17 protein-coding genes are annotated in these 14,630 nt (G+C 44.9%); 5 read left to right on the top strand and 12 right to left on the bottom strand.

Translation table 11 applies throughout. From position 1 onward, the window contains the following. Positions 1–4 precede the first annotated feature (4 nt). From rng to ABTQ23_RS18555, 6 genes are all read right to left on the bottom strand, one after another. The gene (rng, locus tag ABTQ23_RS18580) at positions 5–1,474 is read right to left on the bottom strand and encodes a ribonuclease G (protein WP_408617259.1); all 1,470 of its coding nucleotides are present in this window, start codon (positions 1,472–1,474) and stop codon (positions 5–7) included. Between the two features lie 21 nt (positions 1,475–1,495). Then, positions 1,496–2,059 (bottom strand): Maf family protein, encoded by a 564-nt coding sequence (locus ABTQ23_RS18575; RefSeq protein ID WP_408617258.1) that lies wholly within the window; start codon positions 2,057–2,059, stop codon positions 1,496–1,498. Positions 2,060–2,064: 5 nt separating this feature from the next. Beyond that, positions 2,065–2,550, bottom strand: a complete 486-nt coding sequence (gene mreD / locus ABTQ23_RS18570) for a rod shape-determining protein MreD (RefSeq protein ID WP_408617257.1) — start codon at positions 2,548–2,550, stop codon at positions 2,065–2,067. Then, entirely contained in the window at positions 2,547–3,422 is an 876-nt protein-coding gene (gene mreC / locus ABTQ23_RS18565; RefSeq protein ID WP_408617256.1) for a rod shape-determining protein MreC, read from the bottom strand. The genes mreD and mreC overlap by 4 nt, the downstream gene beginning before the upstream one ends. A gap of 31 nt (positions 3,423–3,453) precedes the next feature. Continuing rightward, positions 3,454–4,497: a rod shape-determining protein gene (locus tag ABTQ23_RS18560; RefSeq protein WP_131911177.1), complete on the bottom strand. Its 1,044-nt coding sequence runs from the start codon at positions 4,495–4,497 to the stop codon at positions 3,454–3,456. Between the two features lie 268 nt (positions 4,498–4,765). Next, on the bottom strand, positions 4,766–6,670 hold the full coding sequence (locus ABTQ23_RS18555; RefSeq protein ID WP_408617255.1) for an EAL domain-containing protein: 1,905 nt from the start codon (positions 6,668–6,670) through the stop codon (positions 4,766–4,768). A gap of 165 nt (positions 6,671–6,835) precedes the next feature. On the opposite strand from ABTQ23_RS18555, the gene ABTQ23_RS18550 reads away from it, so the two are divergent. From ABTQ23_RS18550 to ABTQ23_RS18540, 3 genes are all read left to right on the top strand, one after another. Beyond that, positions 6,836–7,423, top strand: a complete 588-nt coding sequence (locus ABTQ23_RS18550) for a DNA-3-methyladenine glycosylase I (RefSeq protein ID WP_408617254.1) — start codon at positions 6,836–6,838, stop codon at positions 7,421–7,423. A 6-nt stretch (positions 7,424–7,429) separates the two neighbouring features. Continuing rightward, a complete protein-coding gene (locus tag ABTQ23_RS18545) occupies positions 7,430–8,050 on the top strand; it encodes a LysE family translocator (protein ID WP_408617253.1) in 621 nt (206 codons plus the stop codon). 191 nt (positions 8,051–8,241) lie between these two features. Continuing rightward, positions 8,242–8,808 (top strand): YfaZ family outer membrane protein, encoded by a 567-nt coding sequence (locus ABTQ23_RS18540; protein WP_408617252.1) that lies wholly within the window; start codon positions 8,242–8,244, stop codon positions 8,806–8,808. A 36-nt stretch (positions 8,809–8,844) separates the two neighbouring features. Here the strand turns inward: ABTQ23_RS18540 and ABTQ23_RS18535 are convergent, their stop codons facing one another. The 3 genes from ABTQ23_RS18535 to ABTQ23_RS18525 all read right to left on the bottom strand — a co-directional run bounded on the left by ABTQ23_RS18535 (position 8,845) and on the right by ABTQ23_RS18525 (position 10,339). Next, the gene (locus tag ABTQ23_RS18535) at positions 8,845–9,207 is read right to left on the bottom strand and encodes a sirohydrochlorin chelatase (RefSeq protein WP_408617251.1); all 363 of its coding nucleotides are present in this window, start codon (positions 9,205–9,207) and stop codon (positions 8,845–8,847) included. Between the two features lie 104 nt (positions 9,208–9,311). Continuing rightward, positions 9,312–9,584 (bottom strand): non-specific DNA-binding protein Hbs, encoded by a 273-nt coding sequence (locus ABTQ23_RS18530; protein WP_408617250.1) that lies wholly within the window; start codon positions 9,582–9,584, stop codon positions 9,312–9,314. A 170-nt stretch (positions 9,585–9,754) separates the two neighbouring features. Beyond that, entirely contained in the window at positions 9,755–10,339 is a 585-nt protein-coding gene (locus tag ABTQ23_RS18525; protein WP_408617249.1) for a YjaG family protein, read from the bottom strand. A 168-nt stretch (positions 10,340–10,507) separates the two neighbouring features. Between ABTQ23_RS18525 and ABTQ23_RS18520 the strand changes: the two genes are divergently transcribed. Beyond that, positions 10,508–11,446, top strand: coding sequence for a D-2-hydroxyacid dehydrogenase (locus ABTQ23_RS18520; protein WP_408617248.1), 939 nt, complete (start codon positions 10,508–10,510; stop codon positions 11,444–11,446). On the opposite strand, the gene nfi is transcribed toward ABTQ23_RS18520, so the two are convergent. Both nfi and ABTQ23_RS18510 read right to left on the bottom strand, forming a co-directional pair. After that, positions 11,411–12,118, bottom strand: coding sequence for a deoxyribonuclease V (gene nfi / locus ABTQ23_RS18515; RefSeq protein ID WP_408617247.1), 708 nt, complete (start codon positions 12,116–12,118; stop codon positions 11,411–11,413). The genes ABTQ23_RS18520 and nfi overlap by 36 nt on opposite strands. Before the next feature lie 15 nt (positions 12,119–12,133). Next, positions 12,134–12,766 carry a hypothetical protein gene (locus ABTQ23_RS18510; RefSeq protein ID WP_408617246.1) on the bottom strand — a complete coding sequence of 211 codons (633 nt, stop codon included), beginning with the start codon at positions 12,764–12,766 and terminating at the stop codon, positions 12,134–12,136. A gap of 179 nt (positions 12,767–12,945) precedes the next feature. Between ABTQ23_RS18510 and ABTQ23_RS18505 the strand changes: the two genes are divergently transcribed. Then, positions 12,946–13,788 carry a 5'-nucleotidase, lipoprotein e(P4) family gene (locus ABTQ23_RS18505; protein ID WP_408617245.1) on the top strand — a complete coding sequence of 281 codons (843 nt, stop codon included), beginning with the start codon at positions 12,946–12,948 and terminating at the stop codon, positions 13,786–13,788. A gap of 37 nt (positions 13,789–13,825) precedes the next feature. Here the strand turns inward: ABTQ23_RS18505 and ABTQ23_RS18500 are convergent, their stop codons facing one another. Next, positions 13,826–14,608 (bottom strand): sulfite exporter TauE/SafE family protein, encoded by a 783-nt coding sequence (locus ABTQ23_RS18500; protein ID WP_408617244.1) that lies wholly within the window; start codon positions 14,606–14,608, stop codon positions 13,826–13,828. Between the last annotated feature and the right edge of the window lie 22 nt (positions 14,609–14,630).

Here is a 14,630-nt window from a genome sequence, read left to right as displayed (position 1 = left end):
AAGATCACATCATAACAACGTCAAACTGTTCTTGGTTATACATGGTTTCAGTCTGAACCCGAACTTCTTTCCCCATGAACACCTCCAGTTCAGCCAAACTATGTGACTCTTCCCCGGTTAACAATGACGCTACCGCAGCAGAAGCATATACGATGAAATGATCCGCTTGATAGGCTCTTTTAACCCGCAAAACCTCACGCAAAATTTCAAAACAGACGGTTTCTGCGGTTTTAACTGACCCGCGTCCATGACACGCAGGACATGGCTCACACAAAACATGCTCCAAACTTTCTCGAGTTCGTTTGCGTGTCATTTCAACTAAACCAAGCTGTGAAAAACCACTGATATTAGTTTTGGCTCTGTCATGCACCAGCGCTTGTTCAAGACTGTAAAGCACCCTTTGCTGGTGTTCCTCTTGCTGCATATCGATAAAATCAATAATGATAATGCCACCCAGATTTCGCAGCCGTAACTGTCTTGCGATGGCTTGAGTTGCTTCAACGTTGGTGTTAAAGATGGTTTCTTCTAAATTACGATGGCCGACAAAAGCACCCGTATTAATATCAATCGTCGTCATCGCTTCGGTCTGATCAATAATCAGATAACCACCTGATTTAAGGTCAACTCGCCGCTGCAGAGCACGCTGCACCTCATTTTCAGTATCGTAAAGATCAAAAATAGGCCGATCTGCCGAATAATATTCAAGAATTTCAGCAAATTCAGGGACAAAATCCTGACAGAATGTAATGAGCTCTTCATAGCTTGCGCGAGAATCGACTAAAATTCGATCGAGTTGTGTACCGACGAAATCGCGAACGGTGCGAGGGGCTAATGACAAGTCTTCATAAAGCATGCTGCAACTTGGGTATTTTTCCTTGCGCTGCAAAACCTTACGCCACAGCCGTTTTAAAAACGCCGCATCTTGAGACAACTCATGCTCACCGACGCCTTCAGCGGCTGTGCGGACAATAAATCCGCCCAGATCATCGACATAGCTACTTGCAAGCGATTTTAGATGCTCACGCGCTTCTTCGCCTTCAATGCGCTGTGAGACACCGACATGAGAACTACCTGGCATCAACACCAGATAACGAGAAGGTAAAGTGATATCAGTGGTGAGTCGCGCCCCTTTGGTTCCAAGCGGATCTTTAACCACTTGAACCATAATATCCTGCCCTTGGCGAACTAAAGCCGCAATGTTTCCGGCTTGAAAATTGGCCTGCTCCTGCGTATCAACACATTCAGTGTGAGGCATAATATCGGACGCATGTAAAAACGCTGCTTTATCTAAGCCAATATCAACAAAGGCAGCTTGCATGCCTGGTAACACCCGGCTAACCTTACCTTTGTAAATATTGCCCACGATGCCGCGTTTGGCTTCGCGTTCAATGTGGATCTCTTGGAGGATCCCCGTTTCGACCAATGCAACACGCGTCTCGGTTGGGGTTACATTGATCAGTAACTCGGCCGGCATGATAACTCCTCATTATCCAACCTATTTGGATAAAAATATTTTTAGCAATTGTTCGCTTTCAACCAGCGGTAATCCGACCACAGCACTGTAGCTACCATCAATAGCCTGTACAAATTTACCACCAATCCCCTGAATCGCATAACTACCGGCTTTGTCACAGGGTTCACCGCTTTGCCAGTACGATTTTATTTCGTCATCACTGATCGAGCGCATTTTTACGCTGGTGCGCACCAAGACTTGTTCAATACGCGTTTTATCCACCACGCAAACAGCGGTTAATACTTCATGAACCCGCCCAGAGAGCCGCCGCAACATATACAGACTATGTTCAAGAGATTCAGGTTTGGCCAATATTTCATTATCGACACTGATAGTGGTATCTGCACCTAAAACAGGACGGTTTTCACCGCTGTTTTTAAGACCGCAATAGGCTTTCAAGCGAGCCATTCGCGCCACATAATCAGTTGCTGACTCCAGAGCATTTGGCGTTTCATCTATCTGCCCATCAACAACATCAAATGTATAATCAAGGTATTGAAGTAACTGCAAACGACGTGGTGATTGTGATGCGAGATAAAAATCCACCAAGCTTAAGCCTCCATTCGGAATCGACGCCGCAGTTTACGCAATAATAGATAGATCCAAGGCCAAATAATGAGCGAGCCAATCGCTGAATAAAAATAGCCAACCGGTGCTTGAACACCATGGACAATATAATTAATCCAGAATATCACAGCCTTATTCGCAATACAGGTCAAGGCAAACACAATCGCCTGTTGCCAAAGTGATAAATTGCGAAGACGAACATAATTAATCGCAGCAATGTAACCGATGAGCGAAAAAGATAGCGCTCGAATCCCGAGCGTTGAGCCCAGCAACAGATCAAGCACCAAACCACAGATGAAAGCGCCCAGAACATTAAAGCGCATTGGCAATGCGATACACCAATAAAAGACGCACGCCAAAAGCCAATCAGGGCGAAAATTCGCAAATTGTTCTGGGATTGGTAAAATCTGTAAAACGACGGCGACCAACAATGTCAGGATCACAATCAACAGATTGAAAAAACCTCTCATTTGGCCCCCTTCGTCGTGTTATTGCTCTGAGGCACGGGCTGTTTTAACTGGGTCTTATCTGGCCATAATAGCAACAGATAACGAAGCCGCTCTAAATTCACTACCGGTTTAGCTTCAATAGAAGCAAATGGCCGACCTTCCTGATAACGAAATTGGGTCACTTTAGCAACGGGATACCCTTCAGGGAAACGCCCGCCAAGCCCTGATGTCACCAGTTCATCACCCACTTTGATATCCGTGCTACGAGGGACATTTGGCACTCGCAGACTATTCACATCGCCATTGCCTTCGGCGATGACTCGAATATCGTTACGCATCACTCGCACAGGCACCGCAGCTGAACTATCGCTAATGAGCAGTACTCGACTACTAGCTGTAGCGACATGAACGATAAAGCCCACTACACCCACATCATTTATCACTGGTTGGCCTTGATAGACACCATCCTGACTACCTTTATTAATCACCACTTGCTGAGAAAATGGGTCGGAATCCACCGCGAGAATTTCAGCGACCATGCGCCGCCCATCAACGTGTACGGGAGAGCCGAGCAATGAGCGTAACTGCCCATTCTCTTTTTGCAGATTTGCCATGGTCAATAACTGCGCTTGTTGCAAACGCAACTGCTGTTTCAGACGAACATTTTCTTGACGTAAGCGGTGTGCGCTAACCAATTGATCGGAAGCATCGTCAAGAAATTCCCGAGGAGAATTAGCAACATACTGCAAAGGCGAGACGAGCGAGGCTAGATAACCTCGCACAATCGAGAACGGTTTAAAATGAGAATCGGTATAGATCAGTGCCACCGATACAATCAATGCCAACAGCAAACGTAATTGTAACGATGGCCCGCGAGAAAAAATTGGCTTCATAAGCAAAGAACCGAGCTAACTAAAGCCGACCTTATTCATACTGGAACAGATCGCCACCATGCATATCAATCATTTCGAGCGCTTTACCACCGCCACGAGCGACACACGTTAATGGATCATCTGCGATTACAACTGGAATCCCTGTTTCTTCCATGAGTAACCGGTCTAAATCCTTCACTAGCGCACCACCACCAGTTAAGACCATGCCACGCTCAGAAATATCAGAAGCAAGCTCTGGTGGTGACTGCTCTAAAGCAACCATCACCGCACTCACAATCCCAGACAGTGGTTCTTGCAGTGCTTCAAGAATTTCATTGGAGTTAAGTGTAAAGCTCCGTGGGACCCCTTCGGCAAGGTTTCGACCACGCACTTCAATCTCTTTGACTTCATCGCCAGGATAGGCTGAACCGATAACATGTTTAATACGTTCAGCAGTTGCTTCACCAATCAAGCTACCGTAGTTACGGCGCACATAATTAATGATAGCGTCATCAAATTTGTCACCACCGATACGTACGGATGAAGAATAAACAACCCCATTCAAAGAGATGATCGCAACTTCAGTGGTCCCACCACCGATATCGACCACCATTGAACCGGTCGCTTCAGACACAGGTAAACCGGCACCAATTGCCGCAGCCATTGGCTCATCAATCAACACCACATCACGCGCGCCGGCACCTAATGCAGATTCTTTAATAGCACGGCGTTCAACTTGAGTTGAGCCACAAGGCACGCAAACCAAAACTCGAGGACTTGGACGTAGAAAGTTGTTTTCGTGAACCTGTTTGATGAAATACTGCAGCATTTTCTCGGTGACGTAAAAATCAGCAATTACGCCATCTTTCATAGGTCGAATGGCTGAAATGTTACCTGGTGTACGCCCCAACATCTGTTTGGCTGCATGTCCCACAGCGGCTACATTTTTTGGGCTCCCAGCGCGCTCCAGACGAATAGCGACAACTGATGGTTCATTAAGGACGATGCCCTGATCTTTAACGTAAATGAGGGTATTGGCGGTTCCCAAATCGATCGATAGATCGTTGGAAAAAAGGCCTCTGAGCTTCTTAAACATCGCTAGCTAAAATCCTGAAAATGTTGGGGATGGATTATCTCTAAGTGAGCCTAACTTTACCAACGCTCAACCAATAGAGCAAGCGTAACTGTAGGCTTATAAGTGATCACTTACATTTCGTTTCTACCATCGTATTTAGTGCTATCCAGTATGGCACAGAATTAATGAATAGGAAGAGAGTTTTCTCAATAAAATGAAAGGCGCACAAAGATTATTCAATCAAGTCAAAAACCACTCAATTTTAACGATTAGGTTACAATTTTGGCACTCAATCGACCTGTTCTCTCTGGCTTACAGATGAGAACCAAGTCCCTTGTCCGGCGCTTACCCCTAAGCGCTCTAGCACCTGCCAATCTTGCGCTGATTCAACCCCCACAGCGACTACTTTAGCCTTGCCTTCGGCACTTGCGAGCAAACTACTAATCGCCAAACGATTCACCTGACGCCTTGCTAAATCTCGAACGAGACTTGGGTGCAACTTAACATAGGCTGGCTTAAGATCGTTGATGTACTGGGTGCTAAGCACATTTTGCCCAGCTCTATCGATGGCTATCAAAATGCCTTTTTCACGCAAGGCGTTAATACGAGCCTGCTGACGGCGTCCTAAAAACGCAACTTGCTGTTCTTTGAGCTCGATAATAAGCCTTCCGGCTTGACGCGGATTGGTTTCCATCGCCCAATAGATTAACCGTCGAATCACTGAGCGCTCTTGCAAGGTGGAAACATCTAAGTTAATGCTCACCGCCATTGAGCTGCTTTTTAAGCGCTCCAGGGCATGATCAATGGCCAGATAATCAAACTGTTTAACCATTCCGCAGCGCTCAACCCACGGCCAGAAAACACTGGCAGTTAACCAGGTTGAGTCTGAATCTTGAATGCGCGCTAATAGCTCAACACAGTAAGGTTTACTTTCCCGCGCATAGATAAGCTGCTCGAAATAACTCACGCGGTGCAAGCTAAGCGCCTGTTCAAGCATGCTGCGCCAACGCACAGACCCTTGACCGATATAGTTAGCCGTTAACTGCCTATCGACGGTGAACCAGGTGTTGCCACCTTGCTGTCTGGCAATACGCAGCGCATCATCCGCCTGATGCATCACCTCTTGAGGGGAATCGCCAAATTGATATCCAGCGATACCGACCGCTATATAATCATCACTATAAAAACCCGAAGGCAGCGGGATCCGCTCTAACTGTTTTAACAATGTTAAAACCACTGATTCAGCTTGCGCGAGTGTCACCTGAGCGAGCAACAGCGCAAAACAATCCCCGCCGACTCGGCCAACAATTGCGTTAGTGTTATTTTTCGCGTAATTGTTCAAAAGTTGCGCGAACTGCTGGAGTAAAACATCACCGCTCTCGCGCGAATGGCTGTAATTAAGTTCATCCAAAATCGTTAACTGAAATAGCAAAACGGCCCCGATGTTTGCATCCACATCGAGCATCTCTGTTTCGAGCCGATTACTAAAATGGGTAAGATTGGCAAGCCCTGTTAGCTCATCGATAAAAGCATTCTCGCGGATCATCCGATCAAAGCGAGCTCGGTCCTGACGGCTATCTTCTAATTGTAAAAGCAACTGACTAATCGCTCGGCTGGCACTGCGTGGCCACTCGCAGGGATCGGCATTCATCACACCATCTTGATGGCCACCAATAATTCGCCGACCTCGCCACTCTAGCCGCTCAGCACCTTTAAAGGCATTTTTTAACCATTGAATGCTAATGAGTAATCCCACGGCGACAATCACGACGCCTAAGAAAACATAAATCATCGCATCAGGCGCATAACGGAGCCGTTTAAAAGGACTCTCGACCCATAATGTAATCGAAAAATCAGGGTGGGATTTAAGTTGGAAATGATAATGGATCAGCGAATCCGTACTGCCGTGGTAGCGCACCTCACGAAACGTATAAACAGTTCCGCCCTGATTAGACAAATCCATCCGAACAATCTGATGAGCATGTAACCAGTTGGGTAACCACTGTTCAAATTCTGGCGTATCAGGTTGAACATCCAGCTGGCTATCAAGAAGCTGCACAATTGCTTTAATCTTGAATGATTGCTGATCATAGGCTAGCTTGCGAAACGTCAACGCGCCGCCAACACCAACCAAACCGACCGCAGTCACCACACAGATGACGATAAATAGAATAAATTTATTCGACAGTTTCACAGATATTCATTCGCTTCTAATACTTTTTCATTAACTCTTTTAGTGGAGCGCCTAGCTTATCGAATTTATCCCAATAAATCGCCTTTTTGATATTGTAAATATCATCCGCAATGGCAAACTGCTAGAGCAATTAACCATCGGCTAAACGACACCCAAGGAGCTTGTATGCCTGAATGCAGTTGGCCAGGAGACGATGAGCAATACCGCCAGTATCATGATAACTGCTGGGGAATGCCCGTTGTCGATAACCAAGAACTTTTTGCCAAATTATGCCTTGATGGTCAGCAAGCCGGATTATCATGGATAATCATTTTACGTAAACAATCTGAATATTATCGCTTATTTGAGCAATTTAACCCGGAAAAAATAGCGTTGTTTAACGACGATAAGATTGAGCAACTATTAAAAGAGCCCGGCATCGTTCGCAACCGTCTAAAAATTAGGGCCATTGTGCAAAATGCGCGAGCCTATTTAGACTTATCGCAGCAAGGCATTAATTTTAGCGATTATTTGTGGTCTTTTGTGAATAATTTCCCAATTGATCACCAATTAGTTGACGGCAACGATACGCCGACCACCAGTCCAGAAGCGATAGCGATGGCAAAATCACTCAAAAAGCATGGATTCAAGTTTGTCGGCGAAACCATTTGCTATGCCTTTATGCAAGCAGTCGGCATGTTTAATGACCACCTCATAAGTTGCAGCGCACATGCCCGTTGCCAAAAAAGAGCTTACGAATTATTTCAGGAGTAAAATTAAATGCACGGACACGTCATGATGGCCTTTCTGGGGACGTTTTTCTTTGTCTCACTCACCCCAGGAATGTGTATGACTCTCGCAATGACGCTGGGTATGACAATCGGTGTCAAAAGAACATTATGGATGATGATAGGCGAACTCATTGGTGTTGGCAGCGTTGCAGTAACCTCTGTGATTGGCGTTGCAACCATCATGCTCAACTACCCTCATCTTTTTAATATATTGAAATACTTAGGCGGAGCCTATCTCATCTATCTAGCCATTCAGATGTGGCGAGCTCGTTCCAAGTTGGCTTTGCAACACATGCCGGATAACGCTAAGCGACAAAGTCGTAAAGCACTGGCGTTACAAGGGTGGATTACAGCCATTGCCAACCCCAAAGCCTGGGCATTTATGGTTTCATTGTTACCGCCGTTCATCAATGCTAACGAACCGGTTGCCCCGCAGCTAACATTATTGGTTGCAATCATATTGTGCAGCGAATTTGTCTGCCTGACCATTTACGCCTCCGGAGGTAAGACATTGGGACACTATCTGGCCCATTCAGGTAACCTTAAATGGCTCAATCGTATCTCTGGTACATTGATGGCTTTGGTTGGAGTATGGCTTGCCGCGAGCTAATGCTCTTTCACGAATCATCAGACTTGCAACTACAATAAATAATAAAGGATGGTCACATCCTTTATTATTTTCATAACTGGCATACTATTTGTAATAACAACTGAAACGACAAAAACGTGACATCTCGCCGTATCAATGCATCACTAAAATTGTCAGTTAACTTTGTTCGACTTCAAATGAGTGAGACTACAATGCACAAACGAATAATGGCACTTTCAATAGCAGGCGCAGGATTGCTGCTGGCAGGACAGTCAGCATTTGCGGCCACAGGACATGCAAATAACAACATCAACGCACAGGTCAACAACAAAAGTGTGGCAGGTGGTATTAAAGCAATGGCAGGGGAAAATGTGCAATTTTTTGCCAATGGTCAATATTCTGACGATAGCGGGACAATCGGCCAGTTGGGAGCCGAATTTGTCGGAAATGCCGATCCAATTTCCTTTGGCTTTGGTGGCAAAGCTGTTTTTCTGGATGCAAAAGACCATAAAAATGGTGGTGTCGTTGCTCTCGGTGGCCACGTTACTTATCAGCTTAATGACAGGCTAAGTGCTACAGCGGAAACTTATTACGCACCCGATATTTTGTCATTTCACCACGTTGACCGATACATGCAATATGGTGCTAAAGCATCATATATGGCAGTTGATAACGTCGATGTAGTAGTTGGTTGGCGCCGCACAACTTTTGGTTATAGCGCAGGCCCAGACTTACGCTATGAAAATAACTTTTATCTCGGCACTGATTATAATTTTTAAAAACCGCTCAGATTGCCAGTCAGGGAGCTGTCGCTTTTATAGCACAGCTTCTTGAATCAACTTCACCAAACCGCTTTGTTTTCCTAAATGTTCAAGCAAAATGAATTCGCACTCAGGATATTGCTTTTCAAGGGCATTCACCAGTTCAGGCAAGTCATTGCGAACATGCTTCCCCGCTGCCAGAAAAAATGGGAACAATGTCACTGAACTCACCTTTTGGGCCATCAACTGACTAAGCCGCGAGTGAAGATCTGGCTCACAGAGTTCTAAAAAAGCGTGGCAAATAATATCAAAACGTGGATTTAAGGCGCTGTGTAAACACTTCGTAAAATCGATGATTTCTTGATTGGATTCATCTTTACGGCTGCCATGAGCAACTAACACAAAGGCGTTGGACATAAGATGCTCCGAGTCGGAACGAAGAGAAAAATATGGGCATCGAATGCCCATATTTATTCTAACAATAACAGGTTAACACTGTTTAACCTGTTTAGAGAGACAAATTACTTAACTGCGTCTTTAAGAGCTTTACCAGCAACAAACGCAGGAACGTTCGCTGCAGCGATATCAATTTCAGCGCCAGTCTGAGGGTTACGGCCTTTACGAGCTGCACGATGATTTACTTTGAAAGTACCGAAACCAATCAGCTGAACCTGATCACCACCTTTTAGCGCGCCAGAGATTGATTCCAGAGTAGTTTCTAATGCCACTTTTGCTTGAGCTTTAGACAGATCCGCCTTTTCTGCGATAGCGTCAATCAGTTCAGTTTTATTCATAGATAAGTAATCCTTTGTGATTATTTTCGATTAGCCGAGAACACTTTAAGAGAAAAAAATAAGCTTCGCAAAGATTTTTTTATCCAAGAAGCCAGATTTGACGCGGGATTAACACAATTTCCGTATAAAATTACCGAAATATCCCATGCCGAAGGCCACTGTAACAGGAATTATTCGTCCCGCAAACAGATCCCTAGATTACTCACATCTTCTTGTCGAGCTACTTCTCTCACCTGTTTTATATAATCATGATTTCTCTGAAAATTAAGAGCAAAATCATAACATTGTTTTTGAAATGCAAACTCCTCTACTGCTAATGGCTCTTGGAATAATTGCTCATCATCAGCAAAATCATTTTGCATCTGCAAAAAATTTGTCACCGAACTCAGCGATAACTGGCTCGCCTGCGCCGCTTCGTCCCCATCAAAGCTCAGAACGATACTAAATAATAATTCTAGTCCGACACAGCAATCCAAAGCCGGATATACGCCATAAACATCAAAATTATTGACTTCCGGAATAACTGGATCCAATTGTTCGCGCTGCAACGCAAAATTAATGCGCGCTTTCGGATAGCTCAAATATTCCCAGAACAACGCCATATATTTATCTAGCGCATCATCACGGGCAAACCCGGTAGCCAGAGCGAACAACTTATAATTTGGCATCATCCGCTGGACTAAACAAGCACAAAACAGTAATTGCGCTAATCTTGGCAGCTTTTTTAAATTTGTCAAAAAAGAAGCTGATAGCATCAATAAACTCCCGGGTTGATGAAAGAGGTGATTTTAAAAGAAAGTTGTAAAAGCACCAGTAAAATTATAAATAAAATAGCTAAAAATGAATCATTTGTATTAACATGACACAATAAGTTTAAAAAACGACCAAAAAAAGTTCAAACACAAGCGATATCAGGAAGTAATATGTCAACAAATATCACTCTAATTGGCCAAAACTTAGAAGAGCTTTCTCAACAGATCCAACAAGCTCATCCGCAAATTACCATATTTCATGCTAAAAATGCTCAAGAGCTGGCCGATGAAGGCCTGCAATCTCAAATTTTAGTTGCAACCCCCGCCGATGGCCAACAGGTGGTAGAGAGAATGCCTAATCTCAAATGGGTTCAGTCACTTTATGCCGGCGTAGACCCATTATTGAAACCACAAATGCGCCGTGATTATCAATTAACCAACATTCGTGATGTTCTTGGCCAAGCCATGAGTGAGTACGTAGTGGGTTATATTTTGGCGTGGCAACGTCATTTGTTTCAATATGAGAAACAACAAAGCCAGCAACAATGGCAACAACTGAGTTATCGCCCACTAACCGAATATCGACTGTTGTGCCTAGGAAGTGGCTCTTTAGCTCAAGCTGTTGCCAAAACAGCAAGCCAGTTAGGAATGCGTGTCGATGCTGTGAGCCGCTCAGCCAAACCTGCTGAAGGATTCCAAAGTGTAGTGAGCTGGGATGATGCAAGCGAGCTCATCCAAAAAGCAGATGTCATTGCCAACTTACTGCCAAGCACCGAACAAACCTATGAGAAGGTCAACGCCCAGCTGCTCTCGCTTTTTTCTAGCGAAGCATTGTTTATTAACAGTGGCCGGGGCACCACCGTTGATGAAAAAGCACTACTGAGCTTTCTTGATGACAATCCAAATGCTCGAGCTGTGCTGGATGTCATGCACCAAGAGCCGCTATCTCAAGAGCATCCACTCTGGCGTCATTCGCAAGTGAGTATTACGCCACATATTGCCGCTCCATCACGTATCGAAGATGTTCAACCGGTCATTTTGGATAATGTGAACCGCTACCTCAATTCACAACCGCTACGTTATCTGGTGGACTTTGCTCGAGGGTATTAATTTTAGTAACTTCGCTGCCGAGGACCGATTAGAGGCAAATGCATCTGCCCAACGAGTCGGCTTCGGCAGGCGATAACCGTCTAGACATTGCTGAACAAAGGATAAACTCTGCTCTGTTGACACTAAGTTGCCAGGCGAAAGATAGAGCGGTTTACAGCGCACTTTTGAGCGCAATACATACCCGATGGTTTGGCTTTGACTCACTAGAGGTTGAACGCTGCCAAGCGCTTCAGTTAAGGGCTCATGTTCGCCGGTTAGTCTTGATTTAGCCACCCCAATGGTGGCGACATTGAGTTGCCAACCAAGCTGAGATGCATTACCAAAGCGGCGCGGGTGTGCAATCCCCTGACCATCAACCAAAATCAATTGCGGCTTGGTCTCTAACAATTGGTAAGCTTTTACCAGCGCTGGCACTTCGCGAAAACCAAGTAGTCCGGGAATATACGGCATCGTGTTAGGCAACGTCACAATACTCAGTTCTATAGGCGTTAAATCGTTCGCATCGAAAGTACATATTGCGGCTCGAACTTGCTTGGCTTTATTTGGCAAACCAATATCCGCACCCGCAATGCAGTGAACGTTCTGTTGATAAGGAACGAGTTTTAATTGAGATGCTGCATGAGTTTGAAATGCACGAGCTTTTGGGACTGAAAAAGGCCATTGCCAGTGCATAAAAAACTCCGTTTTTTACATAGAATCGTCACTGGATGTTAGCACACTCAATAGCGCTGATATATCATGACCTTGCAGAAATGACTCGGGAGGATTATAGAGGATCACCGCAGCATTATCCTCTGATAGCTCATCCACATTCGCCTCAAAATCGTCACCAGCCAAGTGCGGATCATGAAAAGCATCCACCACAACGGCATCCACTAAAACGGATTCCAATTGAGATTTACTGGGTATTTGCAAACTCTGGAGCCAAACTTGAACCTGACATGAGCGCAGCCAATAAATGGATTGATTGACAGCCGCCACGTCATTTTGGCTTGGCCAATCGTTTACCAGTACTATTAGATTTCGCCAAGAAAAGTGAATCTTTAAAAGCTTATCTAACAGTTGTTCAAGCCATGGTTTATCGCTTAGCAACTCAACATCAATGACAATTAAAAGCGGCCCGCCAACCTGCTCTGTTAGCATTTTTTGCGCGCACAACTGAACCTTCTCTAAAAACTGAGATTTATCAAGACGTCTATTTTCATCGTTAAGCATCCAGCCAAACCATTGCAAGCGAAGCTCACTGGCATTTTTTTGCATGAGCTGCACTTGTTGACAGGCTGGAATTTCGACGCGGGATTCAGCCTGAGCTGATTTCATTACATTGCTCATGAGCTAAGCATAGGCAGCTTATTGAATTGGCTCAATTGGGGAAAATCCCTACATGGGGATAGTCTAAAACAGGCAAAAATTTACAAGATCTTGCACTATGCAGCTCTAGCAGATACGGTATGATATGGCAAAATACTGATAGTTTTAATAATCTCCAGGATCTCTCTATGCTTAAACAGCTCTCGATCATCGCCTTCAGTTCACTGATTTTATCTGGGTGCGCTCAGTTATCATCGACTGATAACCATGTGCAATCTTCCCCATCACAGCCATCATCCTCTTATTCAACCAAAGATCTGAACGAGCAACAGATGCAGGCTTTAGTCTGGATGCAACGTTCTGCTGAATATCGAGCGCTGTGTTATCAAGCATTTAATGTTGCCAGTGATCAGCTAAAAAAAGAGTTATCAAGCGATCATAGCAAGCCTCTGGCGGTGGTTGTCGACATTGATGAAACGGTTCTAAATAATCTGCCATATCAAGCCTGGTTAATTGGCAAAAATCAGGGCTATTCGAGTAAAACCTGGCAACAGTGGGTGAAACAAAGTAAAGCAACGGCAATTCCTGGCGCAGTATCATTTTTAAATTTCGCCAGTGAGCATGGTGTGCAAGTGTTCTATATCACCAACCGTGCCGAGAAAGTTCGTGAGGCAACGTTAACGAACCTTAAACAACTTGGTTTTCCTAATGTTGTAAACTCCCATCTATTAATGAAATCCACCAGCAGCGATAAAGAACCACGACGCAATCAAGTTCGCTCTCATTATGATATTGCCTTATACATGGGAGATAATTTAGGTGATTTCAGCGATAAATTTGATGCTAAGAGCATGGAGCAACGCCAGCAGTTAGCTGACCAGTATCGTCCACAGTGGGGCACTAAATACATTGTGCTGCCTAACCCGATTTACGGTACATGGGATGGCGCAGCGATTCACTACCAATGGGGTGAGAGCGCAGCCACTAAAGATAAATTGCGCAAACAAGCGCTGTATATCTGGCAACCATAGTAGATGCGCTATCGCTTAGATTGGCTTAAAAGCCGCTCTAAGCGATAAATATTTTGGCAGCAATGGCAAACAGCAAGATTGCAAACAATCGCTGTAGCCGTTGCTGAGACCAAATATGGGAGAGTTTGGCGCCAAAGCGAGCAAAGATAGAGCTGGTTAAAATAATTCCCAACCACGCCGGCAGATAGACATAACCGACGCTCCACTGAGGCAATATATCGTGTTGACTTCCCGCAAACAGATATCCCAACGTACCGCTAATGGCAATCGGCAATCCACACGCGGCTGAGATCCCAGCGGCGCGCTTCATTGGCTGACCAAAATAGTTTAAAAACGGCACTGTGACAGTCCCGCCGCCAACGCCAAAAATAGCCGACTTAAACCCGATAAAGATACCGACACAGTTAGTCACCCATATCGAAGGCATGGAACGGTTAGAAACTTGCTGATGAGCAAACAACATTTTGAGAGCAATCAAAATTAAATAAACGCCAAAAGCCCACTCGAGCCATCGACCATTAATAAAATGCGCCAACCAGCTTCCAGAAAAGGCACCAATAACAATCCCAGTGGTAAGCTGCCAGACAATTTTCCAGTCAACACTTCCCTGTTTATAATGCCCGTAGGTCGAGCTTGAAGCGGTAAAAATAATCGTTGCTAGAGAAGTTCCCATCGCCATATGGATAGCCAACTCTGATGGAAAATGAGCCCAATGAAAAATCACAACTAGCGCCGGGACGATGAGCACCCCACCACCGAGGCCAAACAATCCTGAGAGGGTTCCGGCCACAGCGCCTAACACCAAGCAGATCCAAAACATAAATAACCTTAAAACAAATAAC

Source organism: Celerinatantimonas sediminis (genome assembly GCF_046054195.1).
GTDB lineage: Bacteria > Pseudomonadota > Gammaproteobacteria > Enterobacterales > Celerinatantimonadaceae > Celerinatantimonas.
The sequence above is the reverse complement of the archived record's forward strand: the minus strand, read 5'-3'. Positions and strand labels throughout refer to the sequence as shown.